Consider the following 18,426-nt stretch of genomic DNA (forward strand, 5'->3'; position numbering starts at 1 on the left):
CAATCAATAGATGATCATCGCAGCGTATTCAGCGATGGTTCATCTGATGTGCGGCTGGGGAGTACGCACCGCTTCTTTGGAGGTGTGGGACATGGCGGGGACGAGGGTTGCACGCGCTTCTATCGCTTTTACCAAAGCTCGGAGGTATCTTGCTAACTCAATTGTCTCGAATTTATTTCTAGTTTCCTTTATAGCCATCCACATACCTCTCCTGTTCGTCATTTCCTACACAGTGGTCGCCAATCGGATCGATCTTCTGGTTCTCATTCCCGGAACCTTGGCCTCTACCGTCTTGGGCGTGGCCGTATCCTTCTATTTCTCGTTCCGTGTGCTCAGCCCCGTGCGGGGGGTGATCAAGGCCGTGGAGGAGTATCGGCGCGCCCGCGGGCTCAAGGAGGAGCCTCGTCAGCGCCGAGACGAGATGGTGGAGCTGTCCAGCTCGGTGGAGGGGCTGCTCAGCGAGGTGTCGCACATGCTCGACCATCTGGAGCACAAGGCGAACACCGACCCCCTGACGGGCCTGCGCAACCGCCGCTGGCTGTTTGAGCAGGCGGCTCTGGTCTTCGACCGCGCCCGGCGGGAGACCAGTTCCGTGGCGGTGGCCATCTTCGACATCGATCACTTCAAGCAGTTCAATGATCGTTATGGCCATCAGGCCGGCGACCGTGTGCTGTTCACCGTGGCCGAGATGGCCCAGATGAATGTGCGCACCTATGACCTTCTGGCACGCATCGGAGGCGAGGAGTTCTGCATCGTCATGCCCAACGTCACGCGGCAACAGGCCGCGCACGCCATGGAGCGGCTGCGGCTCGCCATCGAGGCCGCACGCATCGATGACCTCGACGTGGGGCGCGTGACCGCCAGTTTCGGGCTCTGTGTCGGTTTCCCCGGGCAGGAGGGCCTTAAGACCATGCTGATGGAGGCCGATCGGGCCCTCTACAGCTCCAAGGCTGAGGGACGCAACCGGGTCAGCATCTGCGCCCACCGCTCGCAGGCCATGTCCTGAGGGCGGTCCTCCGGGACTGGTGGCGCGGGGTCATTCGTGCCATAGGAAAGCTCGCTTCCGGCCCGGTGCCGGTACCCGTTGCGCCGTAGCGATCCCGCGCTTATCCCGCCTTTCGCGGGAGGAGCCGCCGGGGGCTGCGGCCGACCGTGAGATCGAGCAGACTTTCCATGTTCACAGGCATTGTCACGGACCTTGGCGAAATCGTCGATGTGGAAGTGCACAACGAGGTGCGGAGCTTCGGCATCGCCACGGACTACAAGGCAGGTTCCATCGACATCGGCGCGTCCATTGCATGCTCGGGCGTGTGCCTGACCGTCACCAAGGTCAAGAAGCGCGGCCCCAAGCGCACGGTCTTCTACGTGGACGCCGCCCCCGAGACACTGGCCATCACCACCGTGTCGGACTGGCGCGAAGGCCATCGCATCAATCTGGAGCGCTCGCTGACCATCGGCGGCGAACTGGGCGGGCACATCGTCACCGGCCATGTGGACGGCATCGCCCGCGTGGTGCAGCGGGACGATTTCGAGGAAACGAGCCGCTTCACCTTCGAAGTGCCGGAGCCGCTGTCGCGCTTCATCGCCGCGAAAGGCTCGGTGTGCCTCGACGGCACCTCGCTCACCGTCAATACGGTGAAGGGGGATCGCTTTTCCTGCCTGCTCATTCCCCACACGCTGGCTGTGACCACCTGGGGTGGCGTCACGCGGGATTCGCAGGTCAATCTCGAAGTGGATCTGATGGCCCGCTATGCCGCGCGACTTGCGCAGTTCGAGCCGGCCTAATACTTCACGCGCCCAAAGCGGAGACAGAAGACAATGGTAAGCACGCGCACTGAAGGCGCGCGCACCGGGGAGCCCGTGCCGGGCGCCCGCGTGCTGATTGTGGAAGGGCGCTATTACGAGGCGCTGGCGGACGAACTGCTGGCCGGCGCGCGCGCCGTGCTGGAAGCGGCGGGCTGCGTGGTGGAGGTCATCACCGTGCCGGGCGCGCTGGAAATCCCCATCGCCGCCGAGATCGCGCTGGAGCAGGCCGAGCTGGAAGACGAGCCGATCGAGGCCGTGGTGGCGCTCGGCTGCGTCATCCGGGGTGAGACCTATCATTTCGAGATCGTGGCGGGTGAATCCTCGCGCGGCCTCATGGATCTGGCGCTGGCCCATGCCCTGCCGCTCGGCAACGGTATCCTGACCGTGGAAACCGAGGCGCAGGCCTGGGAGCGCGCGCGCCTCACCGAGGGCAACAAGGGCGGCGGCGCCGCCGAGGCGGCGCTGACGCTGGTGCGCCTGAAGCGCCGGGGCACGGCATGAGCGATCAGGCTTCCAAACCCATGCGCAAGAGCGCGGCCCGCCTCGCGGCGGTGCAGGCGCTCTACCAGATGGATGTGGCGTCCACGCCGGTGAACGAGCTGCTGGCGCAGTTCGAAAGCCATTGGCTGGGCCAGGAAGTGGAAGGCACGGTCTATCCGGAAGCCGACCGCAACCTGTTCCGCACGGTGGTGCATGGTGTGCTGGCCGAACAGCGCACCATCGATCCCATGGTGGACGAGGCCCTGACCGCCGGCTGGCCGTTGCGCCGGGTGGAACTGGTGCTGCGTGCGGTGCTGCGCGCCGGGGCTTTCGAACTGGTGGGCAAGCCGGATGTGCCGGCCCGCGTGGTGATCGCGGAGTACGTGAACGTGGCGGCCGCCTTCCTCGACCGTGACGAGACGGGCATGGTCAATGCCGTGCTGGACAGCCTCGCCCGCAAGCTGCGCGCCGAGGAGTTTTCCAAGGGCGCTGTCTGAGCGTTGTGGACGGACGCGCCCCGCTGAAGGGCGCGCCGTGAAGGGGAATGCGCCATGGCCGGGGATGCCTCATGACAGCCGGGACGGGCGAGGACGACATCATCAGCCGCTTCTTCCGGCCCATCGCCACCAGTCCGGCGGCGCGAGGGCTGTTTGACGATGCGGCCCTGCTGACCCCGCCGCCCGGCTGCGATCTGGTGCTGACCAAGGACGCGCTGGTGGCGGGCGTCCATTTCTTTCCCGACGACTCCCCGGCCTCCGTGGCGCGCAAGGCGTTGCGGGTGAACCTGTCCGATCTGGCGGCGAAGGGCGCGCAGCCGCTTGGTGCGCTGCTCGCGCTGGCTCTGCCCCGGCCGCTGGATGAGGCATGGCTGGAAGCCTTCGCCTTGGCGCTGGGCGCCGATGCCGACCTGTTCGGCTGCCCGATTCTCGGCGGCGACACGGTGAGCACGCCGGGGCCGATCTCGCTCTCCATCACCGCCTTTGGTGCCGTGCCCTCCGGCGGCTTCGTGCCGCGTACCGGCGCCGCGCCGGGGCAGGCGATTCTCGTTTCCGGCACCATTGGCGATGCGGCGCTCGGCTTGCAGCTGCGGCTTGATCCCGGTCGCGCGGGTTTTCGCGATCTGCCGGAGGCGGGCAGGGCGCATCTGGCGGATCGCTACCTGCATCCGCAGCCGCGCCTGGCGCTGGCCGATGCCCTGCGTGCCCATGCCGCCTGCGCCATGGATGTGTCCGATGGTCTCGTAGGCGACGTGACCAAGATGCTGGCGGCTTCGGGCTGTGGCGGATTGCTGCGTGCGTCACAGGTGCCGTTGTCCGAAGCCGCCCGCGTTGCCATCGAGGTCGAGCCTGAGCTTCTGGCGACGGCGCTGGGGGGCGGGGACGATTACGAGATTGCCGCTACCGTGCCGCTGGATGCCGTGCCCATGTTCCGCGCCGCAGCGGCCGCTGCGGGGGTGCCGGTCAGTGTCATTGGTGAGACCTATCGGGGCGAGGGACTAGATGTAGTGGGGCGCGACGGGCACCCCCTCCAGCTCGCGCACGGTAGTTTCAGCCATTTCTGAGCGCGCAAGTGCGACGGTACGACATGTCACAAAACCCACATGCGCTTGTGGATGATGTGCATAAGGAGGGGCCGTAAAGACGCCCCTCGAGCCGCCTTTCCACAGCCCGGAAATGGCCGCAAACACCGCCGGCAAAAGGGCCGTTAGGGGTTTATTAACAGGGCGCCTGTCACTATATTTAGTAGGCACTCCGCTCCAGGAGCCCCCAAATCTGTGTTTGACGGCAGCGCCAGACTCGCTTTAGCGTTGCCACATTCAAGAGCGACGCCGACGACCTGAGGCCGGGGGGCCCAGATCTAGGCGTCTGCCCTTTCCAAACACAGCGGTCCGGCTCTGGGGTGGCGAATGCGCCGCACCCAACGTTGCGTCGTGGCCTGTCGAAGACCATCTATTTAGCCCCCGACCGGGGCCCTGCGCTTAAGGGAGCATACGGTCATGCGCGTTGAACGCCGCTACACCACGGAAGGCCGTTCGCCTTATGCGGACATCGCATTCCGCGAGACCGTCAGCGAGATTCGCAATCCGGACGGCTCCGTTGTCTTCCGCCAGGAAGGCATCGAGGTGCCTGCGCAGTTCTCGCAGGTCGCCAGCGACATTCTCGCGCAGAAGTATTTCCGCAAGGCCGGCGTGCCCGCGCGCCTGAAGAAGGTGGAGGAGAACGATGTTCCCTCCTTCCTGTGGCGCTCGGTGCCCGACGAGGCCGCTCTGGCGGCGCTGCCGGAGAAGGAGCGGATCGTCGGCGAGCACACCGCCCAGCAGGTATTCGACCGTCTGGCCGGCACCTGGACCTACTGGGGCTGGAAGGGCGGCTATTTCGACAGCGAGGCCGACGCGCAGGCCTTCTTCGACGAGCACCGCTACATGCTGGCCATGCAGATGGTCGCGCCCAATTCACCGCAGTGGTTCAACACCGGCCTGCACTGGGCCTATGGCATCGACGGTCCCGGCCAGGGCCATTTCTACGTGGACTACAAGACGGGCGAGCTGACCTCGTCTTCGTCCGCCTATGAGCACCCGCAGCCGCACGCCTGCTTCATCCAGTCCGTCTCCGACGATCTGGTGAGCGATGGCGGCATCATGGACCTGTGGGTCCGCGAGGCGCGCCTGTTCAAGTACGGCTCCGGCACCGGTTCCAACTTCTCCGCGCTGCGCGGCGAGGGCGAGCGCCTGTCCGGCGGCGGCAAGTCGTCCGGCCTGATGAGCTTCCTCAAGATCGGCGACCGCGCGGCGGGCGCCATCAAGTCCGGCGGCACCACCCGCCGCGCCGCCAAGATGGTGGTGGTGGATGCCGACCATCCGGACGTGGAAGCCTATGTGAACTGGAAGGTTGTCGAGGAGCAGAAGGTCGCTTCCCTCGTCACCGGCTCCAAGATCAACGCCAAGCATCTCAAGGCCGTGCTGAAGGCCTGCGTGAATTGCGAAGGCACGGGCGACAGCTGCTTCGATCCGGAGAAGAACCCGGCCCTGAAGCGCGAGATCAAGGCCGCCCGCAAGGCGCTGGTGACGGATGCCGCCATCCGCCGCGTGATCCAGTTCGCCCGCCAGGGCTTCACCGACATCGACGTGCCGATCTACGACACCGATTGGGACGGCGAGGCCTACATCACGGTGGCCGGCCAGAATTCCAACAATTCGGTGCGCGTGACCGACGATTTCCTGCGCGCGGTCGAGGCCGATGCGGACTGGAATCTCATCCGCCGCACCGACGGCAAGGTCCACAAGACCATCAAGGCCCGCGACCTGTGGGAGAAGATCGGCGCCGCCGCATGGCATTGCGCTGACCCCGGCATCCAGTTCCACACCGCGGTGAACGACTGGCACACCTGCCCGGCCGGCGGCGAGATTCGCGCCTCCAACCCGTGCTCCGAGTACATGTTCCTCGATGACACGGCCTGCAACCTCGCCTCGCTGAACCTGCTGCAGTTCCGCGATGCGGAGAAGCGCTTCGATGTGGAGAGCTTCGAGCACGCCGTGCGCCTGTGGACCATGGTGCTGGAAATCTCGGTGCTGATGGCGCAGTTCCCCTCGCGCCGCATCGCCGAGCTGTCCTACGAGTACCGCACGCTGGGTCTCGGCTACGCCAATATCGGCGGCTTCCTGATGTCCGCCGGCATTCCCTATGACTCGGCTGAGGGTCGCGCCATCTGCGGCGCCATCTCCGCCATCATGACCGGCATCTGCTACGCCACCTCCGCCGAGATGGCGAAGGAACTGGGCCCGTTCCCGGCCTACAAGGACAACGCGAATTCGATGCTGCGGGTCATCCGCAACCATCGTCGCGCCGCCCATGGCGAGGCCAAGGGCTATGAGGCCCTGTCCATGGCGCCTGTGCCGCTGGACCATGCCTCCTGCAAGGATGCCCGCATCGTCGACCATGCCAAGGCCGCCTGGGACAAGGCGCTGAAGCTGGGCGAGGAGCACGGCTATCGCAACGCGCAGGTCAGCGTGATCGCGCCCACCGGCACCATCGGCCTGGTGATGGATTGCGACACCACCGGCATCGAGCCCGACTTTGCGCTGGTGAAGTTCAAGAAGCTGGCCGGTGGCGGCTACTTCAAGATCATCAACCGCGCCGTGCCGGAGGCTCTGCGCACGCTGGGCTACAGCGAGGCGCAGCTGGCCGAGATCGAGGCCTATGCGGTGGGCCACGGCTCGCTGGCGCAGGCCCCGGCCATCAATCACGGTTCGCTGCGCGCCAAGGGCTTTGACGACGCGGCCATCGCCAAGGCGGAAGCCGCGGTGAAGACGGCGTTCGATATCAAGTTCGCCTTCAACCGCTGGACCTTCGGCGAGGAGTTCCTCGTGAAGTCCCTCGGCGTGACGCCGGCCCAGCTCGGCGACATGAAGTTCGACCTGCTGGCTCATCTCGGCTTCTCCAAGGCCGACATCGACGCTGCCAACGTGCATGTCTGCGGCGCCATGACCCTTGAGGGCGCGCCGTACCTCAAGGCCGAGCATCTGCCGGTGTTCGACTGCGCCTCGCCGTGCGGCCGCATCGGCAAGCGCTTCCTCTCGGTGGAGAGCCACATCCGCATGATGGCTGCTGCGCAGCCGTTCATCTCGGGCGCGATCTCCAAGACCATCAATATGCCGAACGACGCCACGGTGGAGGATTGCCATGCGGCTTACCTTCTCTCCTGGCGCCTGGCGCTGAAGGCCAACGCGCTCTATCGCGATGGCTCCAAGCTCTCGCAGCCGCTGAACGCCCAGCTCGTCTCCGATGACGATGACGAGGAGGATGCGGTCGAGGCGCTGGTGGCCCAGCCCGCCGCCGCGCGTGCCGCTACTGTCACCGAGAAGATTGTTGAGCGGGTGATCGAGCGCGTCATCGAGCGCAACACGCACGATCGCGAGAAGATGCCGGACCGCCGCAAGGGCTACACCCAGAAGGCGGTGGTGGGCGGCCACAAGGTCTATCTGCGCACCGGCGAATATGATGACGGCCGCCTCGGCGAGATCTTCATCGACATGCACAAGGAAGGCGCGGCGCTCCGCTCCTTCATCAACAACTTCGCCATTTCGGTGTCGCTGGGCCTCCAGTACGGCGTGCCGTTGGAGGAGTATGTGGACGCCTTCACCTTCACCCGTTTCGAGCCTGCCGGCCCGGTGCAGGGCAACGACACCATCAAGTACGCCACCTCGATCCTGGACTATGTGTTCCGCGAGCTGGCGGTGTCCTACCTCGCCCGTCACGACCTCGGGCATGTGGACCATCAGGAGACCGGCTTCGACGCGCTCGGCAAGGGCGTGGACGAGGGCAAGGCGCCCAATCCTGCGGCCCGCGTCGTCTCCAAGGGCCTCGTGCGCGGCAAGAACGTGAGCCTTCTGGTGCCGCAGACCACGGCCGACGCGCGCTCGGCCACGGACAATGTGACGGTTCTGCGCGCCCGCACCGACGGCGCCACCGCGCTAAAGCAGGATGCCGAGATTCAGGCGGCGGAAGAGGTGGCGGAGATCGAGGCGGCTGTTGAGAGCCTGCTCGACAAGTCGCTGCCCTGGAAAGCGGCTGACCGCACCCAGGACCGCCGCGCCGAAGCCCGCGCCCGCGGCTACGAGGGCGAGGCCTGCCCCGAGTGCATGAACTTCACCATGGTTCGCAACGGCACCTGCCTGAAGTGCGACACCTGTGGCGGGACGACTGGCTGCTCGTGAGAGCTGGGGGGCGTTTTGTGTCCATGTTCGCAAAGGATATGTGAATCTGGCGACGAAATGGGTTTTTGGTCCCCCATAGTTTGGGGTGCGATTTTAAAACCCAATGATTGTGCGGCTTTGAAGAAGCTGCTCTTCGAGAGCTGAAATCAGCCCGTCGCACCCCTGCGGCGGGCTGTTTTCGTTGGCCCAGTGGTGGGAGCTCATGTCCGTGGTGCTCGTCGACGCTTCTTGTGTCGGCCGAGTGCGCTTCTTGACGTGAAGACTGTTGCAAGATTGGCATTCTCCTCGACGCCGCCTACATGCGACTATCTTCGGAAACGCCGGGTCAGTTGCCGCGTGCAATTATGCGCGAACGTCAGTCTCCGTATCCAAGCAAGCTGAACCTCGATGGCCGTGGCATCGGTGCGCTTCTTCAACCGGTGTTGATTCCGCACATGTGAGCTGGAGCAGCGTAGACTGTTCCAACCAGCCATTTCCTCGGAGCCGACGCAGTCCAGATGCGACGAGGACGATTGCACCCGATGCCAGGGCATTGATAACGTCGCTGACGTTTTCGATTGCAGCCAGGTGCGGGGAGGCCGCCGATGACCGGGGATAGACCAAAGCACCGTTCGAGTAGCTGGAGGCCCTTTACGGACGATCCCTGGTCCGACGATCTTCTGGTGAAGGGGCCTGTTTGGGATGCGGCGGTCGCGGCTGCGCGCAAATCACGCCTCGCGAGGACCCGAAAAGTTGAGGCTCCGACGAAGGACAGTGGCATCGTGGCCACCACTGGCGACAGAAACGTTCCGATCCTGGCGACAGTGAGTAGGGCTTCAGAGGTTACCAGGTCGCCGGTAGCCGAGTAGGTCGTCTGCCACCGGCCGGACGTTAATCACTGCGACTTTGTGCCGGGGGAATGCACCAGAGGCGGCACGTCACCCGATCTGCATAGCGATGTGCGCAGTGAGGCATCGCGCCCCTCGATGATGACAGCATCTGAAACACTGCGTGCCCTCGACCGCCCTTCCAGCGACGGCCGCTTTGCGCCCCCATCTTTGCCATAGAGATCAGGTTAGCGATTTCCTGAAAGCAGACGTTGCGCTGAGCGCGGAGATCGCAGCGCGCATTCCCGGCATTTGGGATTCGTGCGTCCCGGCGACTGCTGGCGCGACGATGGTTTTGGCTCTGACTTTTCGAGGATTATCGTAAGGCGAGCAGCTACGGTACAGTGTGGCCCCCAATTGGCACCCGAGCTTACATTCCGCCAGTATCCTATACATGGCAGTGGACGCATGAATCCGTGCTCCGGCCTCAGAGCCTACGGGTCACGAGGTCGCCATATGGGTTCGAGCTCGATCGAAAGAGGCTTCCGTGAATAGGCTTCTGATGTTGCTGGCAGTGGCGGGTACTGCCGCTCTGGGAACCGTACCGGCAGTTGGCCGCGAACTCAGCCAAATCCTGGACAGCGGGGTGTTGCGCGTCTGCGTCGCGGGCTCCAGTGCCGATTTCTACCAAGCCAATGCCGAGGCCTTCGCCCGATTTCTCGGCGTACAAGCGGAGGTCAAGCGTCTGGGCAGCTTCGATGAGCAGTTCCTGAACGCCTCCGGCGTCATCGTGCGCGACCAAACCTATGAGTCCCAACTACTGGCCGACGGAAGCTGCGATTTGTTTCCGAACGACCTCCACATCGTCGACTGGCGTGCGTCCAAGATGCGGCTGGTGCCCTATTACAATGTGCGCAACGTCGTGGTCGCCAACCCAGCGCAACGCGCCGAGATCAAAAGCGAGGCGGATCTGGCGGGGCGTGTCGCGGCAGTCCAGCAGGGCACCGCCTATGAGGCGTGGCTCGTTGCCGCCAACCAGGACGAGTTCCGCTCCCGTCCGGTGATAATCCGTAACGCGCCAACTCTCGAAGCCATCCGCATGACGGCCCGACAGGAGGCGGACTTCACCATCCTCGGCAGCGAGGGTGCATTGAGATGGGTGCGCGAGGATGTGCAGCACCTCGCTATCCTGTTTCCGGTGAGCGATCCCGTGAAAGTCGGCTGGGGGATAAGTTCTTCAGCGCCACTGCTGGCGCAATTACTTGAAACATTCTTTCAAAAAAGCAATCAGCTAGATTCAGAACTGGACCGCAACTGGAATAGCTACTACCACGTCTCGCTGGTGGAATATGGGTTGTTCGAGGCCTCCTTTAAGGAAGAAGGGATCGACCTGCCTAGCATCCTGCGATGGGCCGTTCCCCTTGGATTGGGCGCCCTCCTGGTCCTTGTCGCGGCTCTGCTAGCCAACCGACGGCTCAAGCGCGAGATCGGCGAACGCAAGGCCGCCGAAGAAGCCGCCCAACTCGCCTCCGAACAGTTGCGCAGGACAGAGGTTTGGTATCGCAGCATTATCCAATCTGCCCCCGACGGCATGGTGGTCATCGACGGCACCGGCACCATAATGCTGGCAAATCCGAAAGTCGAAGCGATGTTCGGCTATGGCGAAGGCGAGCTGATCGGAAGGGCCATCGAGACTCTGGTGCCGATATCGATCCGCGGCCGTCACGTCGGGCTGCGCGACGGGTTCGCAGCTCATGGCTCGACGCGCGCAATGGGCACTCTCGGGCAACATCTTCACGGGTTGCGTCGGGATGGCAGCGAGTTTCCCGTGGAAGTTGGATTGTCTAGGCTACCGATGCTGGCAGGGCGCGGCGTTTGTGTGTGCGCTTCGGTGCGCGACGTCACCGATCGCAAGAACGTTGAAGCCGACATTCTGCGCGCCAAGGAGATCGCCGAAGTCGCCACCCGCGCCAAGAGCGATTTCCTCGCCAATATGAGCCACGAAATCCGCACACCGATGAACGCGATCATCGGCCTGTCACATCTGGCCCTAAAGACCGACCTGGCCCCCAAGCAGCGCGACTATGTCTCCAAGATACACAATGCGGGGACGTCGCTCCTGGGCATCATCAACGACATTCTCGACTTCTCCAAGGTCGAAGCCGGCAAGCTGGAGATGGAGCAGATTCGGTTCCGGCTGGATGAAATGCTGGACAATGTTTCCGCGCTAGTCGCGCAGAAGGCTCACGACAAGGGGTTGGAGCTGCTGTTCGATACGGCTGCGGATGTGCCGCAGGGCTTGATCGGCGATCCGTTGCGGCTGAGCCAGATACTGGTCAACTTGGTCAGCAACGCGGTCAAGTTCACCGAGCGTGGTCAGATTTCAGTCTCGGTGCGGTGTCCCGAACGCGCGGGCGAGAAGGCACTGCTGCGGGTGGTCGTGCGGGACTCAGGCATAGGCATGACTCCGGAGCAGACAGGCAGATTATTTCAGGCCTTCAGCCAAGCGGACGGCTCAACCACACGCAAATATGGTGGGACGGGGCTGGGTCTCGCAATCACCAAGCGCTTGGTGGAAATGATGGGCGGCAGCATCCAGGTGGAATCTGCGCCGGGCGATGGCAGCACTTTCTCATTCTCAGCCTGGCTGGGTCTGGATGAGCAACCGGTACGCAGAAAGCCGATCCCCGAAGTACTGAACGGCATGCGCGCTTTGATCGTGGACGATAACAAGTCGGCGAGGGAGATTCTTTCCGAGCTACTGCGCGGCCTTGGGCTGGCTGTCAGTGCAGCCGCTTCCGGCGAACAGGCTCTTGCCGCCCTGGATGACGCCGATGCGGATCATCCCTACGGGGTGGTGTTCCTGGATTGGAGAATGCCGGGCATGGACGGCCTGGAAACCGCTCGCCGGATAAGCCAGCGAGAGACTTCTCCCCTTATGGTGATGGTGACCGCTTACGGACTGGAGGATGTTCGTGCGGACGCGGAAACGGTCGGCCTAAGCGCCTTCTTGGTCAAACCCGTCAGCCAGTCGTCCCTGCTGGATACGCTCGTCAAGCTGTTCGCACCACAAGATCACCAGTCCCCCGGTGATGCGGCGGACACCGCAACGCCGCGGCTGGACCGTACGCGCCTTCTGGTGGCTGAAGATAACGAGGTCAACCAGCAGATCGCCGGCGAGCTTCTGCGCGGCGCAGGCGCATCTGTGGTCCTCGCCAGTAATGGCCGCGAAGCCATCGATATGCTGAAGGCGCGGCCCGACGCTTACGACCTCGTCCTCATGGATGTGCAGATGCCGGAAATTGATGGCATCGAGGCGACGCGTCTGATCCGCGCCGATCCGCAGCTTTCCGCCATTCCCGTTATCGCTATGACTGCGCATGCCATGCCGGAGGAACGCAGACGCTGCATAGAGGCGGGCATGGTGGACCACATCACCAAGCCCCTCGAAGCGCATGTTGTGTTCCAGACATTGCTGCGTTGGCTCCCCAAACCTTCCCTCGAGCGGCAAGTTGCATTGGTCGAACCGGTCCCGGAGCGGGTGGATAATGAAGCACTTCCGGAGTTCGATGGCCTCGACGCTGTCAGTGCCCTGCGCCGCGTGGGCGGCAACCGTAAGCTATACTTGAGCCTCCTTCGACAGTTCGTCGACAAAGAGGTAGATGCGGCCGGGCGCATCGCCGACGCATTGAATACGCAGGGCATTGCTGACGCCGAGCGTATCGCCCACACCGTGAAGGGTGTCGCCGCCAACATCGGGCTTGGGCAGCTATCGACACTGGCTGCCGAGCTGGAAGCAGCCCTGAAAGCCCGGGCGGGCATAAGCGGTGCGCTGTCTGCTTTCGAAAGCGAGCTGGCGCGCAGCATGGCCTCCTTGGGCGAAGCGCTGGCGGAACTGCAAAATGCGACCTCCGTCGTCGGCAACGGCGATGAAGCCAGCAGAGCTGACTCGGCATCATATGTCATCGAGCTCGCCGGACTGCTCGCGGCGGGCAAGGGCAAGGCCGTGGACCATTTGCAGAAGGTGAGCGAGCGAATACGCCCTGTGTTCGCCGGCAGTGATTATGCTGCCCTTGAGAAAGCAGTAAACAGCTACGACTTCGACACCGCGCTTGTTATCCTGCGTCAGGCCGCTTCGAGGCACGACATACCACTGCAAGAGGAGCACGCATGAACAGCGAAGCCCCCGCCAACAGCAAGCCGACCGTGCTGATCGTCGACGACACGCCGGAGAATCTCACCCTCATGAACGGGTTGCTCAGCCCAGTCTATGAAACGATGGTGGCCAATAATGGCGAGCGTGCGCTCAGGCTGGCATTGTCAGTAACGCCGCCCGATCTCGTGCTGCTCGACATCATGATGCCAGGCATGGACGGCTACGAGGTCTGCCAGCGCCTCAAGGCCGATCCACGCACGCGCGACGTGCCGGTCATCTTCCTCACCGCGAAGACGGAGGTTCATGACGAGCAAACGGGTTTCGATGTCGGCGCGGTGGACTACATCACGAAACCGATCTCTGCGCCGATCGTCATGGCCCGCATCAAAACCCAACTCGCCCTGAAGGCGGCGGCAGATTTCCTGAGAGACAAGAATCTGTATCTGGAGAACGAAGTCGCGAGGCGCACGCGCGAAGTCCAAGTGGTGCAGGATGTAACCATCATGGCCATGGCGTCCTTGGCTGAGACCCGGGACAACGAGACCGGCAACCATCTGCGCCGCACCCAGAACTACGTGAAGGCCTTGGCAAAAAAGCTCCAGGGCAATGCCAAGTTCGCGGCGGTGCTTACCGACGACGTGATCGAGATGCTCTACAAGTCGGCGCCATTGCACGACATTGGAAAGGTCGGCATTCCGGATTCGATCCTCCTCAAACCGGGGAAGCTTACTCCTGAGGAGTTCGAGATCATGAAGACCCACACAACACTCGGACGCGATACCATTGCGGCAGCGGAAAGGCTGATCGACAAGCCGAGCAGCTTCCTGAGAATAGCTCGCGAGATCGCTTATTCTCATCAGGAGAAATGGGACGGCTCCGGGTATCCGAACAAGCTTGCTGGCGAAGAGATTCCGGTTCTGGCGAGGATCATGGCTGTGGCCGACGTTTATGATGCCCTCATCTCAAGGCGGGTCTACAAGGAGCCCCTCTCGCATGAGCAGGCTGCCGCAACCATTCGAGAGGGGCGAGGCCAACACTTTGATCCAGATATGGTGGATACATTTCTCGAGATCGAAAAGGAATTCAGCGACATCGCCGAGCGCTTTACAGATAGCGAAGAGAATGTGAATGCAAAAGCCTAGAGCCAATAGTCTATAGGCCGGATTTCTGTGTGCTGAAACGGAAACATACTCGCCTTACAAGGTATCAACGCGGCGCCGCGGCAGACCTGATGACTGACGGGGGAAGACCCGTTCGAACCTTGGTGGTAGTTCTCATTTTCGGATATCCGGAAGATGCCAAAAACCGGACGTTGCGAACTGCGGCTAAGGGGCACTTCAGGATGCCACGTCGGTCAACCACGACGTCCGCTTTGACTGGCGTGACGTTAGAAGCGGACAGTCTGCTTTCGGCCCCCTTGGTGACGTCCGCTTTGGGGATTTAATGGGCCGTAGGATGGCGAGGACCGGATTAGGTGCACTGCAAGTATCTCAATCCGTTGCGCTCAGAGAGGAGATCCAGGGGCCTTTACCGAGGGGCGCAGTGATCAGAGCCGGCTCTTGGCGCGCGCGCCTTTTCACTGCGCTTGGCGTCATCTCGAATTCGCTGCGGAACACGCGACTGAAATGCGCCTCGCTACTGAAGCCGCAGCGAAAGGCAATCTCACCGATACGCATTCCTGCGTGAGCCGGATGCGTAAGCATGTGCAGGGCCGCTGCGAGCCGCCTTGTCCTGATGTATGTCGCAATCCCGCCTTCGGGCTCGAACAGGCGGTACAGGCTAGAGCGCGACATCCGCACCTCCCGCGCCACGCGCTCGGGAACGAGCTCCGCCTTCGACAGATTGGCATCAATGTAGCGTCTCGCCCGTTCGGAGGCTGCCAGATTCAACCCCTCCGTTGCTCTCGCGCCGACTGGCTCCAACTGGAAGCAGGTTGTGATTAGATCCGCTGCTGCGCGGGTAAGCAGGCCGGCATCCCGGGCGGTGGCGACATCGAGCCTTCGTGCCATGGAAGACAGGAAGTCGCCCAGAATCCCGCCCATCACGCCTTCGCCGCTCAACACCGTCCCGTGCGGCGTTTGCCGCATCCGCGCGAGCTCGGGCAGGAACGCGCGTGGCATGATGACGTCGATCGTCTGCGAGGCGCTTGCATGTCCCTCCAAAGGGCGGCCCAGATCGATCAGTGAAACATCCCCAGCACCCACCCGCATGGGGTTGCCGTCGGCGTCGGCGGTGAGGCCACCGGTCTGGTGCAGTTGCACCAGAAAGTGATCCATGTCCGTGCGTGCGATCTTGCGCTTGCTGCGCCCGATGGTGTGATCGGAAAAGCCGGATGCACCGACCAGCATGCCACCCATATGATATGCGGTCATATCGGCGGCGAACCCCGTCATGCTGCCACCATCGGATGACACGTCGTAGATCGGTCTCATGTGGTCGTGGTAGAGGCCGAACTGATCCACCTTGTCCGTTTCGAGCGTCCTGAATCTTCTGGACGGAATGCCCCCAGACATACGCGTTCTCCCGACCCAGCGACCACTATCGACCATCGCTCGTAATAGGCTATTTCAGCTAATCTTCCGAAAAGGAATGCCTCATCAACTCCTTGAGGCATACGGACTTGCCAGAACGTCCCGCCACTCAGCATGAGACGGCGTCATCGTCGGCTGAAAAGATTGAGACGCCTGGATAAATCACGCGGGACAGCCAGACAAATGCTGTGGCCACATCCATTGTAAATTCCATTCTTGTGCCGTGCCGACGTTGGAACTTGGTGCGCAGAGGGGGACATTATGAAGAGTGAGGACGAAGCGTCTGATATGCCCGCCGCGCAGACGCAAAAAACGCCATTCGAACTTCAAGTTCCGCTCGCGGAGGTGGAACTGGATCAGGTGACGGGGGGCCTCCTTCTCCCGCCACCACCGGTCAACGTCAAGGGCGCCACACGGATCATTAGGGACTAATTCGCGCGCTGCGCCGCATGCCATAGAGAATATAGGGATATTGCAATGAGCATTTCGTCATTAAAGACGTTCTTGGAGAACCTCGGACTGGAGCCGGGGCAACTCGGCACGTTGGAGAACGTCTTTTCCAGCGCAGACGCGCTTATGGCCTATGCTGCCTCCCGCGGCTGCGGTCTGGAAATGAACGAGGCTGAAGCATTGATTGCTCAGGCTCGTGATCAGATGCCTCCTCGCGAGGCAGAGCCGCTCTCGGATGAGAGCCTTGACGTGGTAAACGGTGCGGGCTGGCGGCACGTTCATATGTCGTAAGTGGGGAATCGCAGGTTCAATAACTGCGGGCACGGTTTTGTCAGCTAGCGGTTGTGGCCACGCTGGTGCCTCAAGCGGAAGTGCCGTCACGACGACAAGGTTCACCGCATGGTACTATCTAACAGAAACAAGCAAAAGTCAGCGCGGGCGTTTTTGACCCCGCGCTGACTTTATCGTTTATCCATTAGGGGTGAGACAAGCTCTGGGATGACGGGCTGGTATTGACTATCCACAGCTCGTGACCGTTACATCTCCGCTCTGCTGAACACTTTGTGTTCAGTATCCCCTGGGAGTCTCGAGCACCTGCCACGCTGTGGGAAGGAAGCCACTTGGCTTAACCGTATCCTTGATGAAGATTGTTAGTCCCCCCGATGCTGCGTCGAGCTGCTCATCGGACAGCGGGGCTTTGTCGACAGTAGCGTTGGGATCGCTCTGCGCGACACCGGGCGCGATGGCGTCTTCGGTGTGATCCTTCTGATCTCTCATTTGCGTTGTCCCTCGGCGTTCCGCGCACGTTACAATGATGCGGATAGTTGCGCGGATGCGTCGCGATGAAAAGACTTCCGTCTTGTCGTTGCATCCCTGAAACTTGATCAAATGTCCCGCGTCTGCGGGCGAACGAGAACGCTGACGCTTGTCTTAGCGGTCGCAACGCGAAATGCTTCAGCTTGGAGAAGAGCTGCTCGATGAGGTCGTGCTCACCACGGTACAACCGCTTGCGGGTATGGCAGACAATGCGATGCCCGCTTCACGCGAACGGTGTTCGGCTTGCTGCGGATGACCGACCATTCCGGCGCCAACGCTTTTACAGCGCCGCGCTTGTCACCTCATCACGCGAATTGGGCCAGATTGGGAGGGGCCCAACGACGCTTGATCCGTGGCGTGCGAGGTACTTCGTTCCTGGCTGACTTGGCCAACCGTTAATTCAGCCAGCTGATGCCCTCCGTCCCCCACGGTGTTATCGCGCGGGTAAACGCCGATCAAAGACGACCGGACCGGGAAGAGGATGGGGAGTGCTATAGGGCATACTTCGGAGTAAGAGCTGTATCACGCGGTGATATAGCTACACTGTAGTGCGCGAAGATGGCGCTGCTGGGGATCGGAGAAAGACAGTTGGGCATCACCGATTCCATGTCGGAATCGCACCGGAACAGGGGCTATGCTTAAGTGAGTTGCGATGAGTCAGATTCTAAAGAATGTGCACGCTGATGCTGTAGGCCTGAAGCAGGCAGGCCTGATCGACGACGTCACCATGCGCGAGTTCGACGCTCTTTCCCTACCGCAGCTTCCTGCCTACTCTGCCGACGACATTCAGCGCATTCGCTCCAAGGCCAAGGTGAGCCAGGCCGTCTTCGCCGCCTTCTTAAACGTTAAGAAAATTACGATCGCTGCCTGGGAGCAAGGAACGAAGAAACCCAATGGGACAGCCATCAAGCTGCTCAACCTGGTAGACCGCAAGGGGCTGGATGCGCTGATGTGAAAGCCGACGGCCGAGTCGCGACTGTATGATGCTGATTGCCTCCCGATGGATTTTCCAGAGCTCTCGGGAAGTGCCGTCGGTGTTCCCGAGGCTTTGAGACATGCGGGGTGAACGTATCTGACGTTTCATGGTGATACTAGATACGCGGAGGCCGCCGATGAACGGGGATAAACCAAAGCACCGATCGAGTAGCTGGGGGCCCTTTACGGACGATCCTTGGTCCGACGACCTTGATCTCGTAAAGGGACCCGTTTGGGATGAGGCGGTCGCAGCTGCGCGGAAATCACGCCTCGCGAGGACCCGTACATTCGAGGCTCCGGTTCAGGACAACGGCATCGCGATCGAAAAGGGCGATCGCGAAGGTTGCACGCCTAACACGAATTCGAATGGCAGTTCAGAGGCCAGCAGCCCGCGGAAAACTGAATAGATCGTCCATGATCGACCAGGCCGATGCACGGTCCTCTGGCAGACGCTCTCCGCGATTTTAAGAAGGTTATGTCATGAATCGAGCTGATCAGTCGAACGGATTTGTTCTTGCGCTCGCCGCGGAGATTGTTGCTTCATACGTCAGCAACAACTCGATCGCGCAAGACCAACTGGCAGGGCTCATTAGCGCAGTACATGCCAGCTTGAACGCAGCCAATCAGCCTGCGTCCCAAATTGTTGCCGCCGAGCTTAAGCCAGCAGTCCCGATTAAGAAATCCGTCACCCCG

The 18,426-nt window shown here is 62.1% G+C and carries 13 protein-coding genes; 11 read left to right on the top strand and 2 right to left on the bottom strand.

Features of this window, described 5'->3' with window-relative positions; all coding sequences use genetic code 11:
• Positions 1-277: 277 nt before the first annotated feature.
• The 8 genes from IEW24_RS18725 (at position 278) to IEW24_RS18760 (ending at position 14,103) form a co-directional block, all read left to right on the top strand.
• A complete protein-coding gene (locus tag IEW24_RS18725; RefSeq protein ID WP_188581418.1) occupies positions 278-1,006 on the top strand; it encodes a GGDEF domain-containing protein in 729 nt (242 codons plus the stop codon).
• Between the two features lie 167 nt (positions 1,007-1,173).
• On the top strand, positions 1,174-1,785 hold the full coding sequence (locus tag IEW24_RS18730; protein ID WP_188581421.1) for a riboflavin synthase: 612 nt from the start codon (positions 1,174-1,176) through the stop codon (positions 1,783-1,785).
• Between the two features lie 33 nt (positions 1,786-1,818).
• Positions 1,819-2,307, top strand: a complete 489-nt coding sequence (gene ribH, locus IEW24_RS18735; protein ID WP_188581423.1) for a 6,7-dimethyl-8-ribityllumazine synthase — start codon at positions 1,819-1,821, stop codon at positions 2,305-2,307.
• A complete protein-coding gene (gene nusB / locus IEW24_RS18740) occupies positions 2,304-2,783 on the top strand; it encodes a transcription antitermination factor NusB (protein WP_188581425.1) in 480 nt (159 codons plus the stop codon). The genes ribH and nusB overlap by 4 nt, the downstream gene beginning before the upstream one ends.
• Positions 2,784-2,854: 71 nt before the next feature.
• Positions 2,855-3,847: a thiamine-phosphate kinase gene (thiL, locus tag IEW24_RS18745; RefSeq protein ID WP_188581427.1), complete on the top strand. Its 993-nt coding sequence runs from the start codon at positions 2,855-2,857 to the stop codon at positions 3,845-3,847.
• A 435-nt stretch (positions 3,848-4,282) separates the two neighbouring features.
• Positions 4,283-7,999 carry a vitamin B12-dependent ribonucleotide reductase gene (locus IEW24_RS18750; RefSeq protein WP_188581429.1) on the top strand — a complete coding sequence of 1,239 codons (3,717 nt, stop codon included), beginning with the start codon at positions 4,283-4,285 and terminating at the stop codon, positions 7,997-7,999.
• Positions 8,000-9,367: 1,368 nt separating this feature from the next.
• Positions 9,368-12,979, top strand: a complete 3,612-nt coding sequence (locus tag IEW24_RS18755; protein ID WP_188581431.1) for a response regulator — start codon at positions 9,368-9,370, stop codon at positions 12,977-12,979.
• On the top strand, positions 12,976-14,103 hold the full coding sequence (locus IEW24_RS18760) for a response regulator (protein ID WP_188581433.1): 1,128 nt from the start codon (positions 12,976-12,978) through the stop codon (positions 14,101-14,103). The genes IEW24_RS18755 and IEW24_RS18760 overlap by 4 nt, the downstream gene beginning before the upstream one ends.
• 348 nt (positions 14,104-14,451) lie before the next feature.
• Here IEW24_RS18760 and IEW24_RS18765 read toward each other — a convergent pair whose 3' ends face one another.
• On the bottom strand, positions 14,452-15,474 hold the full coding sequence (locus IEW24_RS18765) for a helix-turn-helix domain-containing protein (RefSeq protein ID WP_188581435.1): 1,023 nt from the start codon (positions 15,472-15,474) through the stop codon (positions 14,452-14,454).
• A gap of 495 nt (positions 15,475-15,969) precedes the next feature.
• Here IEW24_RS18765 and IEW24_RS18770 point away from each other — a divergent pair, with 495 nt between their 5' ends.
• Positions 15,970-16,233 (top strand): hypothetical protein, encoded by a 264-nt coding sequence (locus IEW24_RS18770; RefSeq protein ID WP_188581437.1) that lies wholly within the window; start codon positions 15,970-15,972, stop codon positions 16,231-16,233.
• A 276-nt stretch (positions 16,234-16,509) separates the two neighbouring features.
• Here the strand turns inward: IEW24_RS18770 and IEW24_RS18775 are convergent, their stop codons facing one another.
• Positions 16,510-16,719, bottom strand: a complete 210-nt coding sequence (locus IEW24_RS18775) for a hypothetical protein (RefSeq protein WP_188581439.1) — start codon at positions 16,717-16,719, stop codon at positions 16,510-16,512.
• 691 nt (positions 16,720-17,410) lie between these two features.
• Between IEW24_RS18775 and IEW24_RS18780 the strand changes: the two genes are divergently transcribed.
• Both IEW24_RS18780 and IEW24_RS18785 read left to right on the top strand, forming a co-directional pair.
• Entirely contained in the window at positions 17,411-17,713 is a 303-nt protein-coding gene (locus IEW24_RS18780; RefSeq protein ID WP_188581441.1) for a helix-turn-helix domain-containing protein, read from the top strand.
• Between the two features lie 500 nt (positions 17,714-18,213).
• Positions 18,214-18,426: MucR family transcriptional regulator (locus tag IEW24_RS18785; protein ID WP_188581443.1), on the top strand; the 213-nt coding region annotated here is incomplete at its 3' end.

Origin of the sequence: Azorhizobium oxalatiphilum, assembly GCF_014635325.1 — a bacterium.
Lineage (GTDB): Bacteria > Pseudomonadota > Alphaproteobacteria > Rhizobiales > Xanthobacteraceae > Azorhizobium > Azorhizobium oxalatiphilum.